The following is a 25865-nucleotide window of genomic DNA, read 5'->3' on the forward strand; positions in this document are numbered from 1 at the left end:
CGATGATGTAAACAACCGCATCGACAGACAGGCGCGCTACCGCACGAGCGCTTGCCCACTGTCTTTCTCTGCGTCAAATCGATGCAGAGAACTTGCCAGAGTCATTGGTTACGCGAGATTTCAAATTTGCGCAAGCGGGGCCAGTCATTGGCCGCTGCGCGGGACATTGAAACAAAACCGATTAGAAAGTGCGTCCTAAACCGGCAAGCGGCGGACTAGAGCATCAGTTTGATAACTTGCTCGGAAGGGTCGCGGGATTTTCCGGCGTTCTTGAGCTCCACCAGATAATCGTCCCACAGCGATTCCTGGCGTTGCGCCAGTTGGTACAGATATTCCCAGGTGAACAAGCCGCTGTCATGGCCGTCGTCGAAGGTCAATTTCAGTGCGTATTGCCCGGCCGGTTCCACCTTGCCCAGGCCGACGCCCAGCTTGCCGAATTGCAGGATCGGCTTGCCATGGCCCTGCACCTCGGCAGACGGCGAATGCACCCGCAGAAATTCGGCGGGCAGATTGTATTCCTCGTCGGGCCCGTATTTCAGGGTCAGGGTTTTCGAGGCTTTGTGCAGCTGAATGGCGGAGGGCATTTTGGTCATGGCAGATAGCCTGGGTATGAGGGCCCTGTGGGAGCGAGGCTTGCCCGCGAAGGCGATGTTCGGGTATCAAAAGATGCGTCGAATGTACCGACGCCTTCGCGGGCAAGCCTCGCTCCGACAGATTTAGAGGATGTAGCGCGACAGATCTTCGTTCTGCGCCAATTCGCCCAGGTGGCTGTTGACGTATTCGGCGTTGATCAGGATCGGGCTCGCATCCGGGGCACCGGCCAGATCGCCGGCACTGAACGACACTTCTTCAAGCAGGCGCTCGAGCAAGGTGTGCAGGCGGCGGGCGCCGATGTTTTCGGTCTTCTCGTTGACCTGCCAGGCGATCTCGGCCAGGCGCTTGATGCCGTCGGGCTGGAACTCGATGGACAAGCCTTCAGTCTTGAGCAACGCGCAGTATTGCTCGGTCAGGGAGGCATGAGGTTCGCTGAGGATACGCTCGAAATCTTCCGGGCTCAGGGCCTTGAGTTCGACGCGGATCGGCAGGCGGCCTTGCAGCTCCGGCACCAGGTCGCTCGGCTTGCTCAGGTGGAACGCGCCGGAAGCGATGAACAGGATATGGTCGGTCTTGACCATGCCCAGCTTGGTGTTGACGGTGCAGCCTTCGATCAGTGGCAGCAGGTCGCGCTGCACGCCTTCACGGGACACATCGGCGCCGCCGACATTGCCGCGCTTGGCGACTTTGTCGATCTCGTCGATGAACACGATGCCGTGCTGCTCGACGGCTTCCAGGGCCTTGGCCTTGAGTTCTTCCTCGTTGACCAGGCGCCCGGCTTCTTCGTCACGCACCAGTTTCAGTGCTTCCTTGACCTTGAGCTTGCGGCTTTTTTTCTTGCCCTTGCCCATGTTGGCGAACAGGCTTTGCAGCTGGTTGGTCATCTCTTCCATGCCCGGCGGCGCAGAAATATCGACGCCCACGGCTTCGCTGACTTCGATCTCGATTTCCTTGTCGTCCAGCTGACCTTCGCGCAGGCGCTTGCGGAACAGCTGGCGGGTGTTGGAATCGCTGGTCGGCGGCTCTTCGCTGAAGCTGCTGCGGGCTGGCGGCAGCAGGGCATCGAGGATGCGATCTTCGGCGGCATCTTCGGCACGGTGGCGGACCTTGACCATCTCCTGCTCGCGCAGCAGCTTGATCGCGGCATCCGCCAGATCGCGGATGATCGACTCGACATCACGGCCGACATACCCGACTTCGGTGAACTTGGTCGCTTCAACCTTGATGAACGGTGCATTGGCCAGCTTGGCCAGGCGCCGGGCGATTTCGGTCTTGCCGACACCGGTCGGGCCGATCATCAGGATGTTCTTGGGGGTCACTTCGACGCGCAGCTCTTCAGGCAGCTGCATGCGCCGCCAGCGGTTGCGCAGGGCAATGGCGACGGCGCGCTTGGCGTCGTCCTGGCCAATGATGTGACGGTTCAGTTCGTGGACGATTTCACGGGGAGTCATGGACATGGTAGTTGACGGTCCTCTGGGACAGGCAAGGGCTGCACGGCCGCCGTCGAGCGGGGCCGGTGCGACGCTTACTCGGCGAGGTCCTGCTCCTCAATGGTGATGTTGTGGTTGGTGAAGACACAGATATCGCCGGCGATATTCAACGCGGTCTCGGCGATTTCACGGGCGGACAGGTCGGTCTTCTGCAGCAGGGCGCGAGCGGCAGCCTGGGCATAAGGGCCGCCGGAACCCATGGCGATCAGCCCGTCTTCGGGCTCGACCACGTCACCGTTGCCGGTAATGATCAGCGAAGCGTCTTTGTTGGCCACGGCCAACATCGCTTCCAGACGGCTGAGGGAGCGGTCGGTGCGCCATTCCTTGGCCAGTTCAACAGCGGCACGAACCAGATGGCCCTGATGTTTTTCAAGCTGGCCTTCGAAGCGTTCGAAAAGCGTGAACGCATCGGCGGTGGCCCCGGCAAAACCGGCAATGACTTCACCGTGGTACAGGCGGCGCACTTTCTTTGCGTTGCCTTTCATCACGGTATTGCCCAAGGAAACCTGGCCGTCGCCGGCCATGACGACTTTGCCTTGGCGGCGCACTGAAACGATGGTGGTCAAGGGGAGAGTCTCCACACAGCGGGGCGAAAATGCCCTGGTGAAAACTCATATGGGGGTGGGGGTGGGTATTTCAACCTTGACCATGGTCGGGGGATGAATGGCGCATACCGGTGGTTTGCATTGGTGGTTGTATTGCGGGAGCTATGTGGGAGCGAATTCATTCGCGAAGGGGGTCGGCACGTTTCGAGATCATTTGCCAAATACCGCTTTCGCGAATCAATTCGCTCCCACAAGTCGCGCCCGGCAATCCAGGCTATTTGCTGCGCTGTTGTAACAAGAGATTATTGAAACCACTGCCCGCCAGTTGCTTCTGCGCTGTCGTCAGCTGTTCGCGGTTGCTGAACGGGCCGACCAGTACGCGGTACCAGGTTTCATCCTTGACCGTGCCGGATTCCACGTTGACCGCCTGGCCGAGCAGGATGATCTGCGCACGCACCTTGTCCGCGTCAGCCTGCTTGCGGAACGAACCGGCCTGCAGGAAGAACTGGGTCACCGGTGCCGGTTTTGCGGTGTTCACCACCGGAGGCGCAGGCGGCGGGGTCAGGCCGCTGAGGGCGGCCTGGGCGCGCACGGTGTCGATCTTCGCCGCCTGTTCAGGCGTGACCGCAGGCAGCGGTGCAACCATGGCCGGCGGGGTTTTCTCCGGCACGGCTTCCTTGGGCACGATGACTTCCGATTCCGGCAGCAGCGTGTAGAAATCGTACTTGGGCTTGACCGGCGCAGTCGGGCTCGGCGGCGTCTTGTTCGCTTCGACGATTTTCGCCGCCTTGGCTTCGGCCTTGACGCGCTTGACGTCCTCGCCACCGGGTTCGAGTTTCATCAGAAAAACGATGAACGCGCCCACGGTGAGCCCGGCAACCATCCACAGCCAACCCGGAATAGGCTTTTTCGCCGGAGCCTGATAGCGGCTTGCACCGCGTTTCGGGGGTGGAGACTTCTTCTTCGCAACGGCCAAATTACATACGCTCCAGAGTTTCCAGACCCAACAGATCCAGGCCTTGCTTGAGAGTGCGACCGGTCAATGCGGCAAGGCGCAGACGGCTTTGTTGTTGTTCCGGGTTCTCGGCACCAAGGATCGGGCAGTTTTCGTAGAAACTGGAAAACAGCCCGGCCAGATCGTAGATATAGGCGCACAACACGTGGGGGGTGCCTTTCTCTGCGACGTTGTTGAGAATTTCGCCGAACTGGGCCAGACGAGCGGCCAGTTCCTGCTCCTGCGGTGCATCCAGGACGATCTGACCCTTGTTGGCATCGAAGGGTTCGCCCAGCTTGCGGAATACGCCGGCCACGCGGGTGTAGGCGTATAGCAGGTAGGGCGCGGTGTTGCCTTCGAAGCTCAGCATCTGGTCGAAGTTGAAGCTGTAGTCACTGGCGCGGTGCTTGGACAGGTCGGCGTATTTCACCGCACTGATGCCCACGGCCTTGGCGATCTGGCGCAGCTCGTTTTCGGCCAACTCCGGGTTCTTTTCCTTGACCAGGGTGTAGGCGCGTTCCTCCGCTTCGTCGAGCAGATCGACCAGTTTCACCGTGCCGCCGTCGCGGGTCTTGAACGGACGGCCATCGGCGCCGTTCATAGTGCCGAAGCCCATGTGTTCCATGTGCATGCCGTTGCTGACGAAACCGGCGCGGCGGGCCACTTCGAACACTTGCTGGAAGTGCAGGGCCTGACGCTGATCGACGAAGTAGAGGGCGCGATCGGCTTTCAACACGTTGCTGCGGTAGCGCACGGCAGCCAGGTCAGTGGTGGCGTACAGATAACCGCCACCGGCCTTTTGCACGATCACCGGCAGCGGCGTGCCTTCGGCGGTCTTGAACTCTTCGAGGAACACGCACTGGGCGCCGTTGCTCTCGACCAGCAGCCCGGCTTTCTTCAGGTCGCTGACGACATTGGCCAGGTCGTCGTTGTAGGCGCTTTCGCCCATCACGTCGGCCGGAGTCAGTTTAACGTTGAGGCGCTCGTAGACTTCCTGGCAGTGGGACAGGGAAATGTCCTTGAAGCGGGTCCACAAACTCAGGCACTCGGCATCACCGGCCTGCAGCTTGACCACCAAGCCACGGGCGCGCTCGGCGAACTCTTCGGACTCGTCGAAGCGGCCCTTGGCGGCGCGGTAGAAGTTTTCCAGGTCTGACAGCTCGTCGCTGGTGGCCGGGGTTTCCTGTAGATAGGCCAGCAGCATGCCGAACTGAGTGCCCCAGTCGCCGACGTGGTTCTGGCGGATCACGGTGTCGCCGAGGAACTCCAGGACACTGGCCACGCCGTCGCCAATGATGGTCGAACGCAGGTGGCCGACGTGCATTTCCTTGGCCAGGTTCGGCGCTGACAGGTCGACGACGACGCGCTGAACCGCACCATTCTTGCGTACCGACAGGGTCTCATCGGCCAGCGCGGCATCCAGGCGCGAGGCCAGGGCCTGGGTATTCTGGAAGAAATTGAGGAAGCCGGGACCGGCGATCTCGACCTTGCTGATCTGCTCGTCGGCCGGCAGCGCGGCGATGAGTTTTTCCGCCAGGTCGCGAGGCTTCATGCCCGCCGGCTTGGCCAGCATCATCGCGATATTGCTGGCGAAGTCGCCGTGGGTCTTGTCCCGGGCGTTTTCCACCTGAATCGCCGGGGTCAGCCCTTCAGGCAAGACGCCTTCGTTGACGAGTCGGGTCAGGGCTTGTTGGATCAACTGGCGAATGGTGTCTTTCATGATGCTCTCTTTCGACCGCAAGCGCGGCGGCGCCTGGATGCGCGGGTGGAAAAACTGGGCATTATCCGTTGACGGAGCCACATTGCCAACCGCCGTTGGAGCGAGGCTTGCCCGCGAAAGCGTAGTTTCATGTTGTGAAGATGTGGCGGATGTACCGGCCTCTTCGCGGGCAAGCCTCGCTCCAACGGGGCTTATCTATCAATAAAGATCCACCGGATCCACATCCAGCGACCAGCGCACCTGGCGGCCGCTGGGCATTTGCTCCAGGGCCAGCATCCAACTATTGAGCAAGCGGTGCAGCGGCGCCCGGGCGCTGGCCTGGACCAGCAGCTGCGCGCGGAAACGTCCGGCGCGGCGCTCCATGGGCGCCGGTACCGGGCCGAGGAGTTCGATGCCGCCCAACTGCATTTCGCTGACCAGTTGCTCAGCTTCGGCACAGGCTTCGTCGAGAAAACCTTCGGCCTGCCCCGGTTTATGGGCCTCGGCACGCAACAGCGCCAGGTGGGCGAACGGCGGCAATCCGGCGGCGCGGCGTTCGCTCAGGGCCTGCTCGGCGAAGGCGAAATAGCCCTGTTCGGTCAGTTGCACCAACAGCGGATGGTCGGCCAGGTGGGTCTGGATGATCACTTTGCCCGGCTCTTCTGCACGCCCTGCCCGGCCTGCGACCTGCACGATCAACTGCGCCATGCGCTCGGCGGCGCGGAAGTCGCCGGAAAACAGCCCGCCATCGGCATCGAGGATCGACACCAGGGTCACCCGCGGGAAGTGGTGACCCTTGGCGAGCATCTGCGTGCCGACGAGGATGCACGGTTGACCGCGCTGGACCGTGGCAAACAGCTGGTTCATCGCGTCCTTGCGCGAGGTGCTGTCGCGGTCGACCCGCAGCACCGGGTAATCCGGGAACAGGATGGCCAGGCGATCCTCGGCCCGCTCGGTGCCCGCGCCGACCGGGCGCAGGTCCACCTGATTGCACGAGGGGCACTGGCGGGGCACGCGTTCGGCATGGCCGCAGTGGTGGCAGCGTAGTTCCCCGGAGCGCTGGTGCACGGTCATGCGCGCATCGCAGCGCGGGCAACCGGACAGCCAGCCGCAGTCATGACACAGCAGCGTCGGGGCGTAGCCACGGCGGTTGAGAAACACCAATACCTGTTGGCCCGCCGCCAGGGTCTGGCCGATGGCCTGCTGCATCGGCCCGGAGATGCCGCTGTCCATGGGCCGGCTTTTCACGTCCAGGCGCAGGAAGCGCGGCTGCTGGGCGCCACCGGCGCGTTGGGTCAGGCGCAGCAGGCCGTAGCGACCGGTATAGGCGTTGTGCAGGCTTTCCAGAGACGGCGTAGCCGAGCCCAGTACGATCGGGATGTTCTCCTGACGGGCGCGGACCAGGGCCAGATCCCGTGCGTGGTAGCGCAGGCCTTCCTGCTGTTTATAGGAGCCGTCGTGTTCTTCGTCGATGATGATCAGGCCCGGATGCTTCATGGGCGTAAACAGTGCCGAGCGAGTGCCGATAATAATGTCGGCCTCGCCATCCCGGGCGGCGAGCCAGGCATCGAGGCGCTCGCGGTCGTTGACCGCCGAATGCACCAGGGCGATACGCGCATTGAAGCGCTGCTCGAAACGCGCCAGGGTTTGCGGGCCGAGGTTGATCTCCGGAATCAGCACCAGGGCCTGCTTGCCCGCTTCCAGCGTCTCGCGGATCAGTTGCAGGTAGACCTCGGTCTTGCCGCTGCCGGTGACCCCCGCCAGAAGAAAGGCATGAAAGCTGTCGAAACCGGCACGAATCGCCTGATAGGCCGCGCGCTGTTCGGTATTGAGCGGCAGTTCCGGCTGTGCCAGCCAGCGCTCGTGGCGCGCGACCGGCGCGTGGCTGCGCACTTCAACCTGCACCAGATTCTTTTCCAGCAGCAGGTTGAGGCTGCTTTTATTCAGCTCCAGCTTGTCGAGCAACTGATGGGCAACGCCGTGAGGATGCTGGGCCAGGGTAGTCAAGGCTTCGCGCTGCTTGGGCGCGCGGGCGATACGCGGGTCGTCGATGCTGGCGTCGGGGGCCACTTGCCAGAAGCGCTCCTGGCGCGACTCGGCCGGCTCGCCCTGGCGCAACAGCACCGGCAGGGCCCAACTGAGGGTGTCGCCCAGGCCGTGCTGGTAATACTGCGAGGTCCACAGGCACAGCTTGAACAGTGACGGCGGCATCGGCGATTGCTGATCGAGCAGGGCCAGGGCGGGCTTGAGCTTGTCGGCCGGGACGTCGCTATGATCCACCACCTCAATTAGCACGCCGATCATCTGCCGCGAGCCGAATGGCACCCGCAGGCGCATGCCCGGTTGCAGCGCACTGCGCTCAATGCCAGCGGGCAGGCGATAGTCGAACAGGCGGCGCAGCGGTGAGGGCAGGGCAAGGCGCAGGATGGCGTCGGGCACGCGGGAAATTCCCTGTTGCGGTCGTGAGCGGACGGCGAGCTTAGCAGACGATCGGTGCTGCCGTTCACTTGCGTCATTCCAATTGTCTGGTAGTATCCGCAGCCTTATTACGTGCGGTATTCAACAATAGTGTTGGGTGGCGGCACGTCTAGCCCGAGGAAGTATCCATGAAAGCTGATATCCATCCAGTTTACGAAGCCATTGACGCAACCTGCAGCTGCGGCAATGTCATCAAAACTCGTTCCACTCTCGCCAAGCCTCTGAGCCTGGACGTTTGCAACGAATGCCACCCGTTCTACACCGGCAAGCAGAAGACGCTGGATGTGGGCGGTCGTGTTGACCGTTTCAAATCGCGTTTCGGCGCGTTCGGCGCTGCCAAAACCAACTAATCCCTGGTTTTGCTGTGCAAAAAGGCGTCCTTCGGGGCGCCTTTTTTGTACCCGCGATTTACTCCATTTAGGTTTTCAGTCAGCTCGACAGTGTGCGGCGCAACGCCGCAGGGCGCTGCAAGGATGTGTGCGACGAGAGGGCGTCTGGCAAGGGTGGGTGCGCTGGCTGAACCTGATCGGTCATCCTATGATTGTGCGGCTGCCTGCGGTTTGAACGCTCTGCGGCGGGGTCCCGGAGTCCCGCGTATAAGCGTAAAGTCGTAGCTCGCGCCCCTTGACACAAGTGACCGGGCAGTCTTGTTCGGACTTTCTTACTTGCGTATCCTCGGCGGTCCGTCTGTCCCACAGAAATAAAAAAGCGGAATGCACACATGTCTGATCTGAAAACTGCCGCTCTCGAGTATCACGCCAATCCCCGACCAGGAAAACTGAGCGTTGAACTCACCAAGCCTACTGCAACCGCTCGTGATCTGGCGCTGGCCTACAGCCCGGGTGTTGCTGAACCAGTCCGTGAAATCGCTCGTGACCCTGAGCTGGCCTACCGCTACACCGGTAAGGGCAACCTGGTTGCAGTGATCTCCGACGGCACCGCCATTCTTGGCCTGGGTAACCTGGGTCCATTGGCGTCCAAGCCGGTCATGGAAGGCAAGGGTGTTCTGTTCAAGCGTTTCGCCGGGATCGACGTTTTCGATATCGAAGTGGACTCCGAAAGCCCGCAGGCTTTCATCGACACCGTTAAACGTATCTCCATCACTTTCGGCGGCATCAACCTGGAAGATATCAAGGCACCTGAGTGCTTTGAGATCGAAAAGGCTCTGATCGAGCAGTGCGACATTCCGGTTTTCCATGATGACCAACATGGCACCGCAATCGTTACCGCTGCCGGCATGATCAACGCTCTGGAAATCGTCGGCAAAACCCTGGAAGAGGCGAAAATCGTCTGCCTGGGTGCCGGTGCCGCTGCTATCTCCTGCATGAAGTTGCTGGTGAGCATGGGCGCGAAGATCGAAAACATCTTCATGATCGACCGTAATGGCGTGGTCCACTCCGGCCGTACCGACCTGAACCAGTACAAGGCAGTGTTTGCCCACGCGACGGAAAAACGCACCCTGAGCGATGCGCTCGATGGTGCCGATGTATTCGTTGGCCTGTCCGGTCCGAACCTGTTGAGCGCGGAAAACCTCAAGCTGATGGCTCGTGACCCGATCGTGTTCGCCTGCTCGAACCCTGATCCGGAAATCGCTCCGGCCCTGGCTCACGCCACCCGTGACGACGTGATCATGGCCACCGGTCGTTCGGACTTCCCGAACCAGGTCAACAACGTGCTGGGCTTCCCGTTCATTTTCCGTGGTGCTCTGGACGTTCGCGCCAAGCGTATCAACGAAGAAATGAAAATCGCTGCGGCCAACGCCCTGCGTGAACTGGCCAAGCTGCCGGTTCCACAGGAAGTCTGCGACGCTTACGGTGGCATCAAGCTGGAATTCGGTCGTGAGTACATCATCCCGAAACCAATGGATGCACGCCTGTTAGGCCTGATCGCTGACGCAGTAGCGAAAGCGGCCATCGAGACCGGCGTTGCAACCCTGCCGTATCCGAAGCACTACCCGCTGAAAAGCGTCGATGACGTGTTCAACGGTTAAGGTTGGGCGATAAACAAAAAACCCGCAGCGATGCGGGTTTTTTTGTGGGTGCGATTTGATTGACGGCGAGAGTAGGACCGGCTTTAGCCGGGAGGGCGATCTCGCGGCTAAAGCCGCTACGTTTTCTAATGATGGCTTCTGGCCACCAGTCACCTGACACTCTGCGTCACATCCGGACGCAGAATGCCGTGTTGGTGCATTAGAACAGGTCGATCGGCGCCGACTCATCTGCTGGCAGCGGGCTGCCCGGCACTACGCCATTGCCCAGTTCATTCACGCTTGGTGGCGTATCTTCGCTTTTGAATAGCTCGAAGAAGGCGTTCGGCGTGCTTGGCGTCGCGGCGCGGCCACTGACCGGGTCGACCCGCAGGCTGAGAATGCCATCCGGTTCGGCCTGGGTATGCGGCGGTTTGTCCTTGAGCGCAGCGCTCATGTAATCCATCCAGATCGGCAGGGCGACGGTGCCGCCAAATTCCCGACGACCAAGGCTTTCCGGCTGGTCGAAGCCGGTCCACACGGTGGTCACGTAGTCGGCGTTGTAGCCGGTGAACCAGGCGTCTTTGGACTCGTTGGTCGTACCTGTCTTGCCGGCGATATCCGGGCGGCCCATGGACAGCGCGCGGCGGCCTGTACCCAGCTTGATCACGTCCTCGAGCATGCTGTTGAGGATGTACGTAGTGCGGCCATCGACGATGCGCTCGGCCACAGCCGGGGCCGCAGGGTCCACGGCAGCAGGAGTGACGTTGGTGGTCAAAGCCGGCCCATCATTGACAGCATAGATCGACGTGTTGGGCGCGACTTTGCTGTCAACCGCTGGCACGGTTGGCGGATTGGCCGTAAACAGCGTGGAGCCTTCGCGGTTCTCGATCTTCTGGATCAGGTACGGCGAGATCTTGTAGCCGCCGTTGGCAAAAGTGCTCCAGCCGGTGACGATTTCCATCGGCGTCAGGGTCGCAGTACCCAGGGCCAGGGACAGGTTGCGCGGCAGATCAGCCTTGTTGAAGCCGAAACGGGTGATGTAATCGATCGTGCTCTCGACACCCAATGCCTGCAGCAGGCGGATCGAAACCAGGTTGCGCGACTTGTACAGGGCTTCGCGCAGGCGGATCGGGCCGAGGAAGGTGCCGTTGTCGTTCTTCGGACGCCAGACCTTGTCCAGGTATTCGTCGACGAACACGATGGGTGCGTCGTTGACCAGGCTGGCGGCGGTATAGCCGTTATCCAGGGCGGCGCTATAAACGAACGGCTTGAAGCTCGAGCCTGGCTGGCGCTTGGCCTGGGTGGCGCGGTTGTAATTGCTCTGTTCGAAGGCAAAGCCGCCGACCAGTGCCCGGATGGCGCCATTTTTCGGGTCCAGGGACACCAGCGCGCTTTGGGCGGTCGGAATCTGGCTGAACTTCAGGGTGCCATCAGGCTTGCGCTGCAGGCGAATCAGGTCGCCGACATGAGCTACGTCAGCTGCCGAGCGCGGCGCTCCCCCTATGCTGTTGGTGTTCAGATAAGGGCGTGCCCATTTCATGCTGTCCCACGCAACGGTTTCTTCCTTCTCGCCGTTATGGGTCAGCACGCGCAGGCCGTTCTTGTCGATCAGAGTGACGATGGCCGGTTCAAGGCCGCTGATGGTGCGCTGTTTGACCAATTCCTGAACCCAGGCTTCACGGGTCATGCCGGGGAAGCGGCTTTCCGGACCCCGGTAGCCGTGGCGCTGGTCGTATTCGATCAGACCGTCCTGGACGGCGCGGTTGGCGTCTTCCTGGCGGTCGCTTGGCACGGTGGTGGTGACGCGGAAACCTTCGGTGTAAGCATCGCTGCCATAGCGACCAACCATTTCGGCACGGGCCATTTCGGCGATGTACGGGGCATTCACTTCCGGTGTCGGTACGTGATAACTGGCGTTGAGCGGTTCGGCCAGAGCAGTCTGATAGGCCTTTTCGTCGATCTTGCCGAGCTTGAACATGCGCCCCAGGATCCAGTCGCGACGCTCTTTGGCGCGTGCCGGGTTGGCCAGGGGGTTGAAGCGCGACGGTGCCTTGGGCAGGCCGGCAATCGTGGCCATCTGGCCCAGGCTGGCGTCGCGGATGGATTTGCCGTAGTAAACCTGCGACGCCGCCTCGATACCGTAGGCGCGGTTGCCCAGGTAGATCTTGTTGACGTACAGCTCGAGGATCTCGTCCTTGGTCAGTTGGCGCTCGATTTGCAAGGCAAGAAGAATCTCGGTGGCTTTACGTGAAAAACTTCTTTCGCTGGTCAGGAAAAAGTTTTTCGCCACCTGCATGGTGATGGTGCTGCCGCCGGTCTGAATATGGCCGCTTTTCACCAGTTGTGAAGCAGCTCGCATCAGACTGCTGGGGTCGACGCCGTAATGGTTGGCGAAGTTGTCGTCTTCGGCCGAGAGCAAGGCGTTGATGAAGTTGGGCGGGATCTCGGAGAAGCGGATTGGCGAGCGACGCATTTCGCCAAACTCTGCAATCAATTTGCCGTCACTGCTATAAACTCGCAGCGGAATCTGCAGCTGGATGCTTCTGAGGGCGTCAACGGACGGCAGGCTGGGGCTCAGGTAGAGATAGGCACCGCTCAGAACGAGCACGAGCCCACAGACCATGGCGACGAGAGACCACCAGAAAAACTTCAGCAGGCGTATCAAGGCTTTTGGATTTCCAGAAAAAAGAATGGGTTAAGCGCAGGCATCAACAAATGAACACGCCTTGAAGCTTGTTTAAACGAAAAAAACGCTGGGCATTATAAGCATTTTTCGTCTGCGAGCGTTATTTGCGCTACTGTCAAGGCAGCCGCCGGTGGCACTGAACAAAAAATTGTCCGTAAGTGACGGAAACTCATAGGAAATAGGTTGTGTTCGAACTCTTTGGTAAGAAGGCCAATACCCTTCTAGGGATCGATATTAGCTCCACCTCGGTAAAACTCCTTGAATTGAGTCGTTCCGGCACACGCTACAAGGTCGAGTCATACGCGGTCGAACCATTGCCCGCCAATGCTGTGGTCGAGAAGAACATCGCTGAGCTGGAAGGCGTCGGGCATGCCTTGTCGCGTGTGCTCGTCAAGGCCAAGACCAGCGTCAAAAATGCGGCGGTTGCGGTTGCCGGGTCTGCGGTCATCACCAAGACCATCGAGATGGATGCCGGTCTGAGCGACGACGATATGGAAAATCAGCTCAAGATCGAAGCTGACCAGTACATTCCCTATCCCCTCGAAGAAGTGTCCATCGACTTTGAAGTCCAGGGTTATTCGCTGCGCAATCCCGAGCGCGTCGAAGTACTGCTGGCTGCCTGCCGCAAGGAAAACGTCGAAGTCCGTGAAGCGGCCCTGGCTCTGGCGGGACTGACCGCCAAAGTGGTCGACGTGGAAGCCTATGCCCTGGAGCGTTCGTTCGGTCTGTTCTCGGCCCAGTTGGGCAACGGCCACGAAGAGCTCACCGTCGCGGTAGTGGATATCGGCGCAACCATGACCACCCTCAGCGTGCTGCACCGCGGTCGCATCATCTATACCCGCGAACAGCTGTTCGGCGGGCGTCAGCTGACCGAGGAAATCCAGCGTCGCTATGGCCTGTCCATGGAAGAGGCCGGGCTTGCCAAGAAACAGGGCGGCCTGCCTGACGACTACAACCTGGAAGTCCTGGCGCCTTACAAGGACGCTCTGGTTCAGCAGGTGTCCCGTTCATTGCAATTCTTCTTCGCCGCCGGGCAGTACAACTCGGTGGACTACATCATGCTGGCAGGCGGTACGGCTTCCATTGCCGGTCTCGACAGGTTGATCCAGCAACGCATCGGCACACCGACCCTGGTCGCCAATCCGTTCGCCGACATGGCTCTGAGCGCCAAGGTCAATGCCGGTGCATTGTCCAGTGACGCCCCCGCCCTGATGATTGCCTGCGGCCTGGCCATGAGGAGCTTTGACTGATGGCTCGGATTAACCTTTTACCCTGGCGTGAACAGCTGCGCGAAGAGCGCAAGAAACGCTTCCTCACCGCTTTGGCATGCGTGCTGGTAGTGGCCGTTGCCCTGTTGATGCTTGTCGATCGCTACCTCAGCGCTGAACTGAGCAATCAACTGGCGCGTAATGCCCTGGTGCAGAAAGAGGTCGCTCAACTGGATCTGCGCATCAAGGAAATCAGCGACCTCAAGGCACGTCGCAAGCAGTTGCTGGAACGGATGAAGATCATTCAGGACCTGCAAGGCAACCGACAGGTCATAGGCCGGGTCTTCGATCAACTGGCCCGCAGTGTTCCGGACGGCGTCTATTACAACGAAGTGACCATGAAGGACAAACTCATCTCCATCAGCGGCATCGCCGAGTCGAACAATCGGGTGTCGGACCTGATGCGTAATCTCGCTGCCTCATCGTGGCTGGAGTCGCCGAACCTGACTGAGGTGAAGGCAGCCGCTGCCGGTGCTGTGGATCAGGCCAACTCTTTCCAGCTGACGGTGCGCCAGACGCAGCCTTCGGTTGAGGGAGCCAAGCCATGAGGCCCGCAGAATGGCTGGAGAGCCTGCGCAAGGTTGAAATCAGCGAGTTGGACCTCAACAACCTCGGCTCATGGCCGGTGGTGGTCAAGGTCATTGCTTCGGCACTGTTGATGGTGCTGGTGCTGGGCCTTGGGTATTTCTTCTATATCCAGGACCTTGAAGGCCAGCTCAGTTCTGCGCAGATCGGTGAGAGCACGCTCAAGGAGCAGTACACCACCAAGGCGTTCCAGGCGGCCAACCTTGAGCCGTACAAGCGCCAGATGACCGAGATGGAAAATACCTTCGGCGCCTTGCTGCGGCAGTTGCCCAGCGATACCGAAGTGCCCGGCCTGCTTGAGGACATCACCCGTACCGGCCTGAGCAGCAATCTGGAATTCGAAGAGATCAAGCTGTTGCCCGAATCGGTGCAGCCGTTCTACATCGAGCTGCCGATCCAGATCACCGTGGTCGGGGCTTACCACGACCTGGCGACCTTCGCCAGCGGCGTCTCCAGCCTGCCGCGGATCGTTACCTTGCATGATTTCGCGATCAAGCCGGCTGACCCGAAGAATCCGCTGAAGTTGCGCATGAGCATCCTGGCCAAGACTTACCGCTACAACGATGAAGGGCTGAAGAAATGAGGGTGGCGCGATTGCTGTGCGTCAGTGCGGCCTTGATGGGGCTGGCCGGTTGTGGCAACGACAACCAGTTTGCCGATTTGACCACGTTCATGAACGAAGCGAAGGCCAAGCCCACCGGGGTCATCGAGCCGCTGCCCAAGTTTCGTCCTTACGAAGCCTTTGCCTACAGCGCCTCGAACCTGCGCAGTCCTTTTCAGCCGCCGATCAAGAACGACACCGTCGCCCGGCAGAAAGGCTCGCGGCAGATCAAGCCGGACGAGACGCGGGTCAAGCAGTTCCTCGAAGGATTCGGCATCGAGACCTTTGAAATGGTCGGCACGATCTCCAACGACACCGGTACTTTTGCCCTGTTACGCGGCGCTGGTGGCGTGCATCGGGTCAAGGTAGGGGATTATCTGGGCCGCGATAACGGCCGCATCGTCTCGGTCAGTGATTCGCAGGTGGATGTCATCGAAATTGTTTCTGATGGGGAGGGAGCCTGGCTGGAACGACCGCGCAGTATCTCCCTTAAAGAACGCTCATGAAGTGGGTTGGAACAAGCATGCAACAACGGAAATTCATCATGACCCGGATTCTCTCGATTATCGGCGTATCGCTATGGATTGCGATGATTTCGCCGGTGACCCAGGCCGCCAGCCTGAAGGCGCTGGATGTCGCTTCATTGCCTGGAGACCGGGTCGAGCTGAAGCTGACCTTTGACACTCCGGTCCCTGAACCGCGTGGCTATACCACTGCGCAACCGGCGCGTATCGCCCTGGATCTGCCAGGCGTGGTCAGTCAGTTGGCCAGCAAGACTCGCGACCTGGGCGCCGGTAACGCCCACAGCGTGACCGTGGTCGAAGCCAAGGACCGCACGCGGGTCATCGTCAATCTGACGACGCTGGCACCGTATACCACGCGGGTTGAAGGCAATCGCCTGTTCGTCGTTGTGGGTCAGGGGCCGAGCCCTGTTGCTGCAGCGCCTGCCGCACAGCCTGCAGCAGCCCGTCCAGCCATTACCAAGGGCGCTGCCCAGGTTTCGGTGCCGCCTTCGACTGCGGCCAAGGCCTATGTCCCGGTGGGCCGGGTGATCAAGAATGTTGACTTCCAGCGCGGTGAGCTGGGTGAGGGCAACGTGATTATCGACCTGAGCGACCCGGCCATGGCGCCGGATATTCAGGAGCAGGGCGGCAAGATCCGCGTCGATTTCGCCAAGACACAACTGCCGGACAAGCTGCGCGTGCGCCTGGATGTAAAGGATTTCGCGACGCCAGTGCAGTTCGTCAATGCTTCGGTGAGTGGCGACAAGTCCAGCATCGAAATCGAGCCTGCCGGAGCCTTCGACTATTCGGCCTACCAGACCGAAAGCAAGCTGACTATCAGCGTGCGTCCTTTGACCACCGAAGACGTGGCCCGCCGCGCGGCTGACAAACCGGTGTACACCGGCGAGAAGCTGTCGCTGAACTTCCAGGACATCGACGTGCGTTCGGTGCTGCAACTGATCGCCGACTTTACCAACCTCAACCTGGTAGCCAGTGACACCGTTCAGGGCGGCATCACCCTGCGCCTGCAGAACGTGCCATGGGATCAGGCGCTGGATCTGGTGCTGAAAACCAAGGGCCTGGACAAGCGCAAGGTCGGCAGTGTGCTGCTGATCGCGCCGGCGGATGAAATCGCCGCTCGCGAGCGTCAGGAGCTGGAGTCGATGAAGCAGGTGGCCGAACTGGCACCGCTGCGTCGTGAGCTGTTGCAGGTCAACTACGCCAAGGCCAAGGACATTGCCGATCTGTTCAAATCGGTGACCCGTCAACAGGCCGAAGGCGCTGAAGAGAAAGAGCGCGGCTCGGTCACGGTCGATGCCCGCACCAACAGCATCATTGCTTACCAGACCCAGGATCGTCTCGACGAGCTGCGTCGCATCGTGGCGCAACTGGATATCCCGGTGCGTCAGGTGATGATCGAAGCGCGTATCGTCGAAGCCAACGTCGGTTATGACAAGGCACTCGGTGTGCGTTGGGGTGGCGCGACCAACCTGGGCAAAAGGGCGCAGCTCTATGGTCTGGATGATAACGGTGACGAGGCGGGCAATACCGGCGAGAACCTCAACTCCAACACGCCCTATGTCGACCTCAGTGCGGCCAACGCCACGTCCGGTTTCGGCATCGGCTTCATGACTGGTAACACCCTGCTTGATCTCGAGTTGAGTGCCATGGAGAAGACCGGTAACGGTGAAATCGTCTCCCAGCCCAAAGTCGTGACCTCTGACAAAGAGACTGCGAAGATTCTCAAGGGCACGGAGATCCCGTATCAGGAAGCCAGCTCCAGCGGCGCGACCACGGTCTCGTTCAAGCAGGCCGCGCTGTCCCTGGAAGTAACGCCGCAGATCACGCCTGACAACCGCATCATCATGGAAGTGAAGGTCAACAAGGATGAGCCGGACTACCTGAACACAGTGCTGGGCGTACCGCCGATCAAGAAAAACGAGGTCAACGCCAAGGTGCTGATCTCCGATGGCGAAACCATCGTGATCGGTGGTGTGTTCTCTAATACGCAAAGCAAAGTTGTCGACAAGGTGCCATTTTTGGGCGATGTGCCGTACATTGGCCGCCTTTTCCGACGCGACGTGGTTTCGGAGCAGAAATCCGAGCTGCTGGTATTTCTGACTCCGCGTATCATGAACAACCCGGCGATTGCTGTGAGTCGTTGATTCTGTGCGAAATTTAATACTTGTAGGGCCGATGGGTGCTGGCAAAAGCACCATCGGCCGTTTGCTGGCCAAAGAGCTGCGATTGCCGTTCAAGGATTCCGACAAGGAAATCGAACTGCGCACGGGAGCCAATATCCCGTGGATCTTCGACAAGGAAGGCGAACCCGGATTTCGTGATCGCGAGCAGGCCATGATTGCCGAGCTCTGTGCTGCCGACGGCGTCGTTCTGGCGACCGGTGGCGGCGCGGTCATGCGCGGTGAAAATCGCCAGGCCCTGCATGCCGGGGGGCGCGTGGTGTATCTGCACGCCTCGGTTGAGCAGCAGGTAGGCCGCACGGCCCGTGATCGCAATCGCCCGCTGTTGCGTACCGCCAACCCGGAACAGGTGCTGCGTGACCTGCTGGCCCTGCGCGATCCGCTCTATCGCGAGATTGCCGATATCATCATCGAAACCGACGAGCGGCCGCCGCGAATGGTCGTCCTTGACATCCTCGCGCGCTTGGCAGAGCTTCCTCCCCGTTAAAGCGCAGGCAGAAATGCGCTATCCTCGGCGACCACTGGAGCAGGCAGGTGATATGGCTTTATGCCATTTTTTCCCGCTCGCAGATGCCCAATCGTTATTCAATGTGGGGACACATGCAGACATTAAAGGTCGAGCTTGGCGAACGCAGTTACCCGATCCATATTGGCGAAGGCCTGCTGGACCGGCTTGAGCTGCTGGCGCCGCATATCGTCGGTCGTCAGGTAGCCATCGTCTCCAATGCGACGGTCGCACCTCTTTATCTTGAGCGGCTGACCCGCACCCTGGCCGGATACAGCGTGATCTCGGTGGTGCTGCCTGATGGCGAGGCGTTCAAGAACTGGGAAACCCTGCAAACCATTTTTGATGGCCTGCTGACGGCACGCCACGATCGCCGGACCACGGTTATCGCACTGGGTGGTGGTGTGATAGGCGATATGGCCGGCTTTGCCGCAGCCTGCTATCAGCGCGGCGTCAATTTCATCCAGGTGCCGACCACTCTGTTGTCCCAGGTCGATTCGTCCGTGGGCGGCAAGACCGGCATCAACCATCCGCTGGGCAAGAACATGGTCGGCGCCTTCTATCAGCCCAATGTGGTGCTGATCGATACCGCGACCCTGAACACCTTGCCTGAGCGCGAGCTGTCGGCCGGTCTGGCCGAAGTGATCAAATATGGTCTGATTTGCGATGAGCCTTTTCTGGTCTGGCTCGAAGAGCATGTTGACCAGTTGCGCGGCCTGGATCAGGTCGCGTTGACCGCAGCCATCGAGCGCTCCTGCCGGGCCAAGGCCTTGGTCGTGGGGGCCGATGAACGCGAGACCGGCGTGCGTGCCACCCTCAACCTGGGCCACACCTTCGGCCATGCCATCGAAACCCATATGGGTTACGGCGTATGGTTGCACGGTGAAGCCGTGGCGGCGGGTACGGTGATGGCGCTGGAAATGTCCTCGCGCCTGGGCTGGATCACCGCCCAGGAGCGCGATCGTGGTATTCGCCTGTTGCAGCGCGCCGGGTTGCCGGTGGTGCCGCCGCAGGAAATGACTCCGGAACACTTCCTCGAACACATGGCTGTCGACAAGAAAGTGCTTGATGGCCGTATGCGTCTGGTCCTGCTGAGCCGTATGGGTGAAGCGGTGATTACCGACGATTATCCGAAAGAAGTACTTCAGGCCACCCTGGCGACGGATTACCGCGCTCTGGTGGATCAGCTTAGAGGCTAATGATAAATCCATGACGAGTTTGCACGCCGACGAGGCCTTCCTCGGCCATTACCAGTTAAGTCATGACCCTTTTGCACCACGGGTGCCTGGCTTCAAGTTTTTCCCGGCGCAACGCAAGCCGGTGCTGGGGCAGCTTCATCATCTGGCACGTTACAGCCAGCTGCTCCTGTTGGTCACCGGCCCTCAGGGCAGTGGCAAGACGCTGTTGCGCCAGGCGCTGGTTGCCAGTACCAACAAGCAATCGGTGCAGAGCGTGGTGGTTGCCGCGCGTGGCGCCAGTGATGCTGCGGGCGTCATGCAGCAGGTTGCCCAGGCACTGGGGACTTCCCATGCCGACATGCGCACTATCCAAGCCCAGGTCGTGCAGCTGGCCCTGACCGGCCAGGAAGTCTACGTGTTGGTGGACGATGCGGAACAACTCGGCGATTCCGCCCTCGAAGCCCTGTTGGTTTTGGCGGCCGGGACTGCCGAGGGGCGTCCTCATGTGTTCCTGTTTGGTGAGGCTTCGTTGATCGATCGCCTGGAAACGCTGTGCGACAAGGTCTCCGGTGAGACCGAAGGCGAGCGTTTCCATGTCATCGAGTTGCAGCCTTACACCGAGGATGAAACCCGCGAATACCTGGAGCAGCGCCTCGAAGGTGCCGGGCAGGGGATCGGCTTGTTCACGGCCGAACAGATCAGCGATATTCACGAACATTCCAATGGCTGGCCTGGTGCGATCAACCAGGTGGCCCGAGATTCGATGATTGAAGCGATGATCGCCAGTCGTACGGCGGTCAAGCGTCCAAGTATGGGGTTCAAAATGCCGAAGAAACACGTATTGGCTTTAGGAGCCGTGGTAGTGGTCGGGGTACTGGCCGCGTGGCTGATGCCGGGGCGTGGTGGCAACAGCAACTCCACTGCACCCGCAGCACCTGCCGCTCAGGCGCAATTGCCGCTGGGCCAGGGCAAGCCGGTCGCGCAGCAGTCCAACAATGGTGGTCCGGCCATTGAGTTCGCGGGCAATACCCAGCCGATGCCGTTGCCATTGGTCGGTAATTCTCAACCCGTGATGCGCGGCCCGTTGGCCGAGGCGGCCGGTTCGGGTGATGGCGATGATGATGGCGTGCCGTCCACGTCGCCAGGCCAGCCACCGACCGTCACCACCGCTGCGCCGCCACAAGGCGCTGTTGCCAGTGCCGTGCCGCAAGGCCCGCGTTCGTCCATTCAGCCACCTGCCGGTGCGGCAGCAGCTGCTGCAGCCGCTGCGGCTCGTCCAGCGCCTGCTCCGGCGGCGAAGCCAGCGCCAGCGCCGACGCCAGCTCCTGTGCAGGTCGCCACGGCCAAGCCAGCGCCCAAGCCGGTGGAAAAGCCGGCCGAGAAGCCAGCGGCCGCGGCCAAACCGGCTGCGGGCGGTAACTGGTACAGCAGCCAGGCACCGGGTCATTATGTCGTGCAGATCCTTGGCACCAGTTCCGAAGCGACCGCTCAGGCCTACGTGGCCGAGCAGGGCGGCGAGTACCGTTACTTCAAGAAAACGCTGCAGGGCAAGCCCTTGTATGTCGTGACTTACGGTAGTTTTTCCGACCGCGCTGCCGCCCTGGCCGCCATCAAGGTCTTGCCAGCCAAGGTTCAGGCTGGTAAACCTTGGCCTCGTACTGTCGCCAGTATCCAACAGGAACTCGGCGCCACTCGCTGATGTCGCAGCGACCTTACCCAGGTCGCTCACCCAGCTCTCCTGAATTGCCCACTGGCGCGCTGCTTTCCGGTAGCGCGCCTTGTGGTGTCTGCGTTACAGACACACGCCAAATCCAGGACGCGTTAGTCAGAATCACCCAAAAGGACTTTGACTAGCACGGAATCCGCCTGTAAAACTTTCATAAATGCGACACGAATTTGCGACGCTTCGTCGTTTAATTTGTGGGCTTTTGTGTCGCTGTGTACAATGACCTCCCATTTGCCCCCGCAAAGCCGACGAACGTTCGGCGTGGATGGTAACCGGTTGAATTGAAAAGAAATTTGCCTCGCATAGAGGCAGCCTGGTGAGAAAGTGTCTATGAAAGCAGGTCTGTACCATCCGGATGAATTCAAGGATAACTGTGGTTTCGGCCTCATTGCTCACATGCAAGGCGAGCCCAGTCATCATCTGTTGCAGACGGCTATTGAAGCCCTGACCTGCATGACCCACCGTGGTGGGATCAACGCTGACGGCAAGACCGGCGACGGTTGCGGTCTGTTGATTCAAAAACCCGACATGTTCCTGCGTGCCGTTGCCACTGAGCACTTCGGCAAAGAGCTGCCGCGCCAGTACGCGGTCGGCATGGTCTTCCTCAATCAGGATGACGCCAAGGCTGAAGCTGCACGCGAGAACATGAACCGCGAAATCCTTGCCGAAGGCCTGGATCTGGTCGGCTGGCGCCAAGTGCCGATCGACACCAGCGTCCTCGGCCGCCTGGCCCTGGAGCGCCTGCCGAAAATCGAGCAGGTGTTTATCGGTGGCGAAGGCCTCAGCGATCAGGAATTCGCGATCAAGCTATTCAGTGCGCGCCGCCGTTCGTCGGTGTCCAACGCCGCTGATACCGAGCACTACATCTGCAGCTTTTCGCACAAGACCATCATCTACAAGGGTCTGATGATGCCGGCCGACCTGACGGCCTTCTTCCCGGACCTGAGCGACGAGCGCCTGCAAACCGCGATCTGCGTGTTCCACCAGCGCTTCTCCACCAACACCCTGCCGAAATGGCCGTTGGCGCAGCCGTTCCGCTTCCTCGCCCACAACGGCGAGATCAACACCATCACCGGCAACCGCAACTGGGCCCAGGCCCGTCGCACCAAGTTCGCCAACGATCTGATGGAACTCGATGAGCTGGGCCCGTTGGTCAACCGCGTCGGCTCCGACTCCTCGAGCATGGACAACATGCTCGAGCTGATGGTCACCGGCGGCATCGACCTGTTCCGTGGCGTGCGCATGATCATTCCGCCAGCGTGGCAGAACGTCGAGACCATGGACCCCGATCTGCGGGCGTTCTATGAGTACAACTCGATGCACATGGAGCCGTGGGACGGCCCGGCCGGCGTCGTGATGACCGAAGGTCGCCACGCGGTGTGCCTGCTCGACCGTAACGGTCTGCGTCCGGCGCGTTGGGTCACCACCACCAACGGCTACATCACACTGGCGTCGGAAATCGGCGTATGGAACTACAAGCCTGAAGACGTCATCGCCAAGGGCCGTGTCGGTCCGGGCCAGATCTTTGCCGTGGATACCGAAACCGGCCAGATCCTCGACACCGATGCCATCGACAACCGCCTGAAGTCGCGCCACCCCTACAAGCAGTGGCTGCGCAAGAACGCCCTGCGCATCCAGGCCACCATCGACGACCACGACCATGGTTCGGCGTTCTACAGTCCGGATCAGCTCAAGCAGTACATGAAGATGTACCAAGTCACCTTCGAAGAGCGTGATCAGGTCCTGCGTCCGCTGGGCGAGCAAGGTCAGGAAGCGGTCGGTTCCATGGGCGATGACACGCCGATGGCCGTGCTGTCGCGTCGTGTGCGCTCGCCTTACGATTATTTCCGTCAGCAGTTCGCTCAGGTCACCAACCCGCCGATCGACCCGCTGCGTGAAGCGATCGTCATGTCGCTGGAAATCTGCCTCGGTGCCGAGCGCAACATCTTCCAGGAATCGCCTGAGCACGCTTCCCGCGTGATCCTCAGCTCGCCGGTCATTTCCCCGGCCAAGTGGCGCTCGCTGATGAACCTGGAGCGTCCGGGTTTCGAACGCCAGATCATCGACCTCAATTACGAGCAAGGTGTGGGCCTGGAAGCAGCGGTGCGCAACATCGCCGACCAGGCTGAAGAAGCCGTGCGTTCCGGGCGTACCCAGATCGTTCTCAGCGACCGTCATATCGCACCGGGCAAGCTGCCGGTCCACGCTTCCCTGGCGACCGGTGCCGTGCACCACCGTCTGGTCGAGAAAGGCCTGCGTTGCGACAGTAACATCCTGGTCGAGACCGCTACCGCTCGCGACCCGCATCACTTCGCCGTGCTCATCGGCTTCGGCGCCTCGGCGGTCTATCCGTTCCTGGCCTACGAAGTGCTGGGCGACCTGATCCGTACCGGCGAAGTGCTGGGCGATCTCTATGAAGTGTTCAAGAACTACCGCAAAGGCATCACCAAGGGCCTGCTCAAGATCCTCTCGAAGATGGGTATCTCGACCATCGCTTCTTACCGTGGTGCGCAGCTGTTCGAAGCCATCGGTCTGTCCGAGGAAGTCTGTGACCTGAGCTTCCGTGGTGTGCCGAGCCGCATCAAGGGCGCGCGTTTCGTCGATATCGAAGCCGAGCAGAAAGCCCTCGCCGCCGAAGCCTGGAGCCCGCGCAAGCCGATCCAGCAAGGTGGCCTGCTCAAGTTCGTCTACGGCGGTGAATACCACGCCTACAACCCTGATGTGGTCGCGACCCTGCAAGCCGCCGTGCAACAGGGCGACTACAGCAAGTTCAAGGAATACACCGCACTGGTCGACGAGCGTCCGGTCTCGATGATTCGCGACCTGTTCAAGGTCAAGACCGCCGAGCAGCCGCTGGCCATGGAAGAAGTCGAGCCGCTTGAGCAGATCCTCAAGCGCTTCGACTCCGCCGGTATTTCCCTTGGCGCTCTGTCGCCAGAGGCCCACGAAGCTCTGGCCGAGGCCATGAACCGTCTGGGCGCGCGCTCCAACTCCGGTGAGGGCGGCGAAGATCCTGCACGCTACGGCACCATCCGCAGCTCCAAGATCAAGCAGATCGCTACCGGTCGTTTCGGTGTCACCCCGGAATATCTGGTCAACGCCGATGTGCTGCAGATCAAGGTGGCCCAGGGTGCCAAGCCGGGCGAAGGCGGGCAACTGCCTGGCGGCAAGGTCAACGGCCTGATCGCCAAGCTGCGCTATGCCGTGCCGGGCGTGACCCTGATCTCGCCGCCGCCGCACCACGACATCTATTCCATCGAAGACTTGTCGCAGCTGATCTTTGACCTCAAGCAGGTCAACCCGGCCGCACTGGTGTCGGTGAAACTGGTGGCAGAAGCGGGCGTCGGCACCATCGCTGCCGGTGTGGCCAAGGCTTATGCTGACCTGATCACCATTTCCGGCTATGACGGCGGCACCGGCGCGTCGCCACTGTCGTCGATCAAGTACGCGGGCGCTCCGTGGGAACTGGGCCTTGCCGAAACCCACCAGACCTTGCGCGGCAATGACCTGCGCGGCAAGGTCCGGGTACAGACCGACGGTGGCCTGAAAACCGGCCTCGACGTGATCAAGGCAGCCATCCTCGGCGCCGAAAGCTTCGGCTTCGGTACTGCGCCGATGATCGCCCTGGGCTGTAAATACCTGCGCATCTGCCACCTGAACAACTGCGCAACCGGCGTCGCGACCCAGAACGATAAGCTGCGCAAGGACCACTACATCGGCACCGTCGACATGGTGATCAACTTCTTCACCTACGTGGCCGAAGAAACCCGCGAATGGCTGGCCAAGCTGGGCGTGCGCTCCCTGGAAGAGCTGATCGGCCGTACCGATCTGCTGGAAATCCTGCCGGGTGAAACCGACAAACAGAATCACCTGGACCTGACACCTCTGCTGGGCAGCGACCATATCCCTGCCGACAAGCCGCAGTTCAGCCTGGTCGACCGCAACCCGCCGTTCGACAAAGGCCTGCTGGCCGAGAAGATGGTCGAGCTGGCGAAGTCGTCCATCGAAAGTCTCAGCGGCGGCGACTACGCCCTGGATATCTGCAACTGCGACCGCTCCATCGGTGCCCGCATCTCCGGCGAAATCGCCAAGCTGCACGGCAACCAGGGCATGAGCAAGGCGCCGATCACCTTCCGCTTCACCGGTACTGCCGGGCAGAGCTTTGGCGTGTGGAACGCCGGCGGCCTGAACATGTACCTGGAAGGCGACGCCAACGACTACGTCGGCAAGGGCATGACTGGCGGCAAACTGGTCATCGTTCCGCCCAAAGGCAGCCCGTTCAAGACCCAGGACAGCGCCATCATCGGTAACACCTGCCTGTACGGCGCCACTGGCGGCAAGCTGTTCGCTGCCGGTACTGCGGGCGAGCGTTTCGCCGTGCGCAACTCCGGTGCTCATACCGTGGTCGAAGGCACCGGTGACCACTGCTGCGAATACATGACCGGCGGTTTCGTCTGTGTACTGGGCAAGACCGGCTACAACTTCGGTTCCGGCATGACCGGTGGTTTTGCCTACGTGCTCGACCAGGACAACACCTTCGTTGACCGGGTCAACCACGAACTGGTGGAAATCCAGCGGATCAGCGGCGAGGCGATGGAGGCTTATCGCACTCACCTGGAAGGCGTGCTGGCTGAATACGTCGCGGAAACCGACAGCGAGTGGGGGCGTAATCTCTGGGAAAACCTGGATGACTACCTGCGCCGCTTCTGGATGGTCAAGCCGAAGGCCGCGAGCCTGAAGTCGTTGCTCTCCAGCACCACGGCGAATCCGCAATAACAGCAGCTGCGAGCGGCAAGCTTCAAGCCGCAAGTTAACAGCAGTGCGCGAGATGCCTGCGATCATG

The 25865-nt window shown here is 60.8% G+C and carries 18 protein-coding genes; 11 read left to right on the top strand and 7 right to left on the bottom strand.

Annotated features, from left to right (window positions below):
- Positions 1 to 215 precede the first annotated feature (215 nt).
- The 6 genes from M2401_RS15920 to M2401_RS15945 form a co-directional block, all read right to left on the bottom strand.
- Positions 216 to 593 (bottom strand): DUF971 domain-containing protein, encoded by a 378-nt coding sequence (locus M2401_RS15920; protein ID WP_259104269.1) that lies wholly within the window; start codon positions 591 to 593, stop codon positions 216 to 218.
- Between the two features lie 123 nt (positions 594 to 716).
- On the bottom strand, positions 717 to 2051 hold the full coding sequence (gene hslU, locus M2401_RS15925; protein WP_259104271.1) for an ATP-dependent protease ATPase subunit HslU: 1335 nt from the start codon (positions 2049 to 2051) through the stop codon (positions 717 to 719).
- Positions 2052 to 2119: 68 nt separating this feature from the next.
- A complete protein-coding gene (gene hslV / locus M2401_RS15930; RefSeq protein ID WP_259104273.1) occupies positions 2120 to 2650 on the bottom strand; it encodes an ATP-dependent protease subunit HslV in 531 nt (176 codons plus the stop codon).
- Between the two features lie 253 nt (positions 2651 to 2903).
- Entirely contained in the window at positions 2904 to 3605 is a 702-nt protein-coding gene (locus M2401_RS15935) for an SPOR domain-containing protein (RefSeq protein ID WP_259104274.1), read from the bottom strand.
- A gap of 1 nt (position 3606) precedes the next feature.
- Positions 3607 to 5343, bottom strand: a complete 1737-nt coding sequence (gene argS / locus M2401_RS15940; RefSeq protein WP_259104276.1) for an arginine--tRNA ligase — start codon at positions 5341 to 5343, stop codon at positions 3607 to 3609.
- Between the two features lie 198 nt (positions 5344 to 5541).
- Positions 5542 to 7761, bottom strand: a complete 2220-nt coding sequence (locus tag M2401_RS15945; RefSeq protein ID WP_259104277.1) for a primosomal protein N' — start codon at positions 7759 to 7761, stop codon at positions 5542 to 5544.
- A 167-nt stretch (positions 7762 to 7928) separates the two neighbouring features.
- Here M2401_RS15945 and rpmE point away from each other — a divergent pair, with 167 nt between their 5' ends.
- Entirely contained in the window at positions 7929 to 8150 is a 222-nt protein-coding gene (gene rpmE, locus M2401_RS15950; protein ID WP_259104279.1) for a 50S ribosomal protein L31, read from the top strand.
- A gap of 371 nt (positions 8151 to 8521) precedes the next feature.
- Positions 8522 to 9790 (top strand): malic enzyme-like NAD(P)-binding protein, encoded by a 1269-nt coding sequence (locus M2401_RS15955; protein WP_259104281.1) that lies wholly within the window; start codon positions 8522 to 8524, stop codon positions 9788 to 9790.
- Positions 9791 to 9989: 199 nt separating this feature from the next.
- On the opposite strand, the gene M2401_RS15960 is transcribed toward M2401_RS15955, so the two are convergent.
- Complete coding sequence (locus tag M2401_RS15960; protein ID WP_409033937.1) at positions 9990 to 12431, bottom strand: penicillin-binding protein 1A; 2442 nt, start codon at positions 12429 to 12431, stop codon at positions 9990 to 9992.
- A 209-nt stretch (positions 12432 to 12640) separates the two neighbouring features.
- Here M2401_RS15960 and M2401_RS15965 point away from each other — a divergent pair, with 209 nt between their 5' ends.
- The 9 genes from M2401_RS15965 to gltB all read left to right on the top strand — a co-directional run bounded on the left by M2401_RS15965 (position 12641) and on the right by gltB (position 25798).
- A complete protein-coding gene (locus M2401_RS15965; RefSeq protein WP_259104284.1) occupies positions 12641 to 13705 on the top strand; it encodes a pilus assembly protein PilM in 1065 nt (354 codons plus the stop codon).
- Positions 13705 to 14271 carry a PilN domain-containing protein gene (locus M2401_RS15970; RefSeq protein ID WP_259104285.1) on the top strand — a complete coding sequence of 189 codons (567 nt, stop codon included), beginning with the start codon at positions 13705 to 13707 and terminating at the stop codon, positions 14269 to 14271. The genes M2401_RS15965 and M2401_RS15970 overlap by 1 nt, the downstream gene beginning before the upstream one ends.
- Entirely contained in the window at positions 14268 to 14891 is a 624-nt protein-coding gene (gene pilO / locus M2401_RS15975; protein ID WP_259104287.1) for a type 4a pilus biogenesis protein PilO, read from the top strand. Before M2401_RS15970 ends, pilO begins: the two co-directional genes overlap by 4 nt.
- Positions 14888 to 15415 (top strand): pilus assembly protein PilP, encoded by a 528-nt coding sequence (locus M2401_RS15980; protein ID WP_259104289.1) that lies wholly within the window; start codon positions 14888 to 14890, stop codon positions 15413 to 15415. Before pilO ends, M2401_RS15980 begins: the two co-directional genes overlap by 4 nt.
- 38 nt (positions 15416 to 15453) lie before the next feature.
- On the top strand, positions 15454 to 17577 hold the full coding sequence (gene pilQ / locus M2401_RS15985) for a type IV pilus secretin PilQ (RefSeq protein WP_259104290.1): 2124 nt from the start codon (positions 15454 to 15456) through the stop codon (positions 17575 to 17577).
- A 4-nt stretch (positions 17578 to 17581) separates the two neighbouring features.
- Positions 17582 to 18100, top strand: coding sequence for a shikimate kinase AroK (gene aroK / locus M2401_RS15990; protein WP_259104291.1), 519 nt, complete (start codon positions 17582 to 17584; stop codon positions 18098 to 18100).
- Between the two features lie 113 nt (positions 18101 to 18213).
- Positions 18214 to 19317: a 3-dehydroquinate synthase gene (gene aroB, locus M2401_RS15995; RefSeq protein ID WP_259104293.1), complete on the top strand. Its 1104-nt coding sequence runs from the start codon at positions 18214 to 18216 to the stop codon at positions 19315 to 19317.
- A gap of 10 nt (positions 19318 to 19327) precedes the next feature.
- Positions 19328 to 20995, top strand: a complete 1668-nt coding sequence (locus M2401_RS16000; protein WP_259104294.1) for an AAA family ATPase — start codon at positions 19328 to 19330, stop codon at positions 20993 to 20995.
- Between the two features lie 357 nt (positions 20996 to 21352).
- On the top strand, positions 21353 to 25798 hold the full coding sequence (gltB, locus tag M2401_RS16005; protein WP_259104296.1) for a glutamate synthase large subunit: 4446 nt from the start codon (positions 21353 to 21355) through the stop codon (positions 25796 to 25798).
- Positions 25799 to 25865 lie beyond the last annotated feature (67 nt).

The sequence above is a fragment of the Pseudomonas sp. JUb42 genome (assembly GCF_024807945.1).
GTDB lineage: Bacteria > Pseudomonadota > Gammaproteobacteria > Pseudomonadales > Pseudomonadaceae > Aquipseudomonas.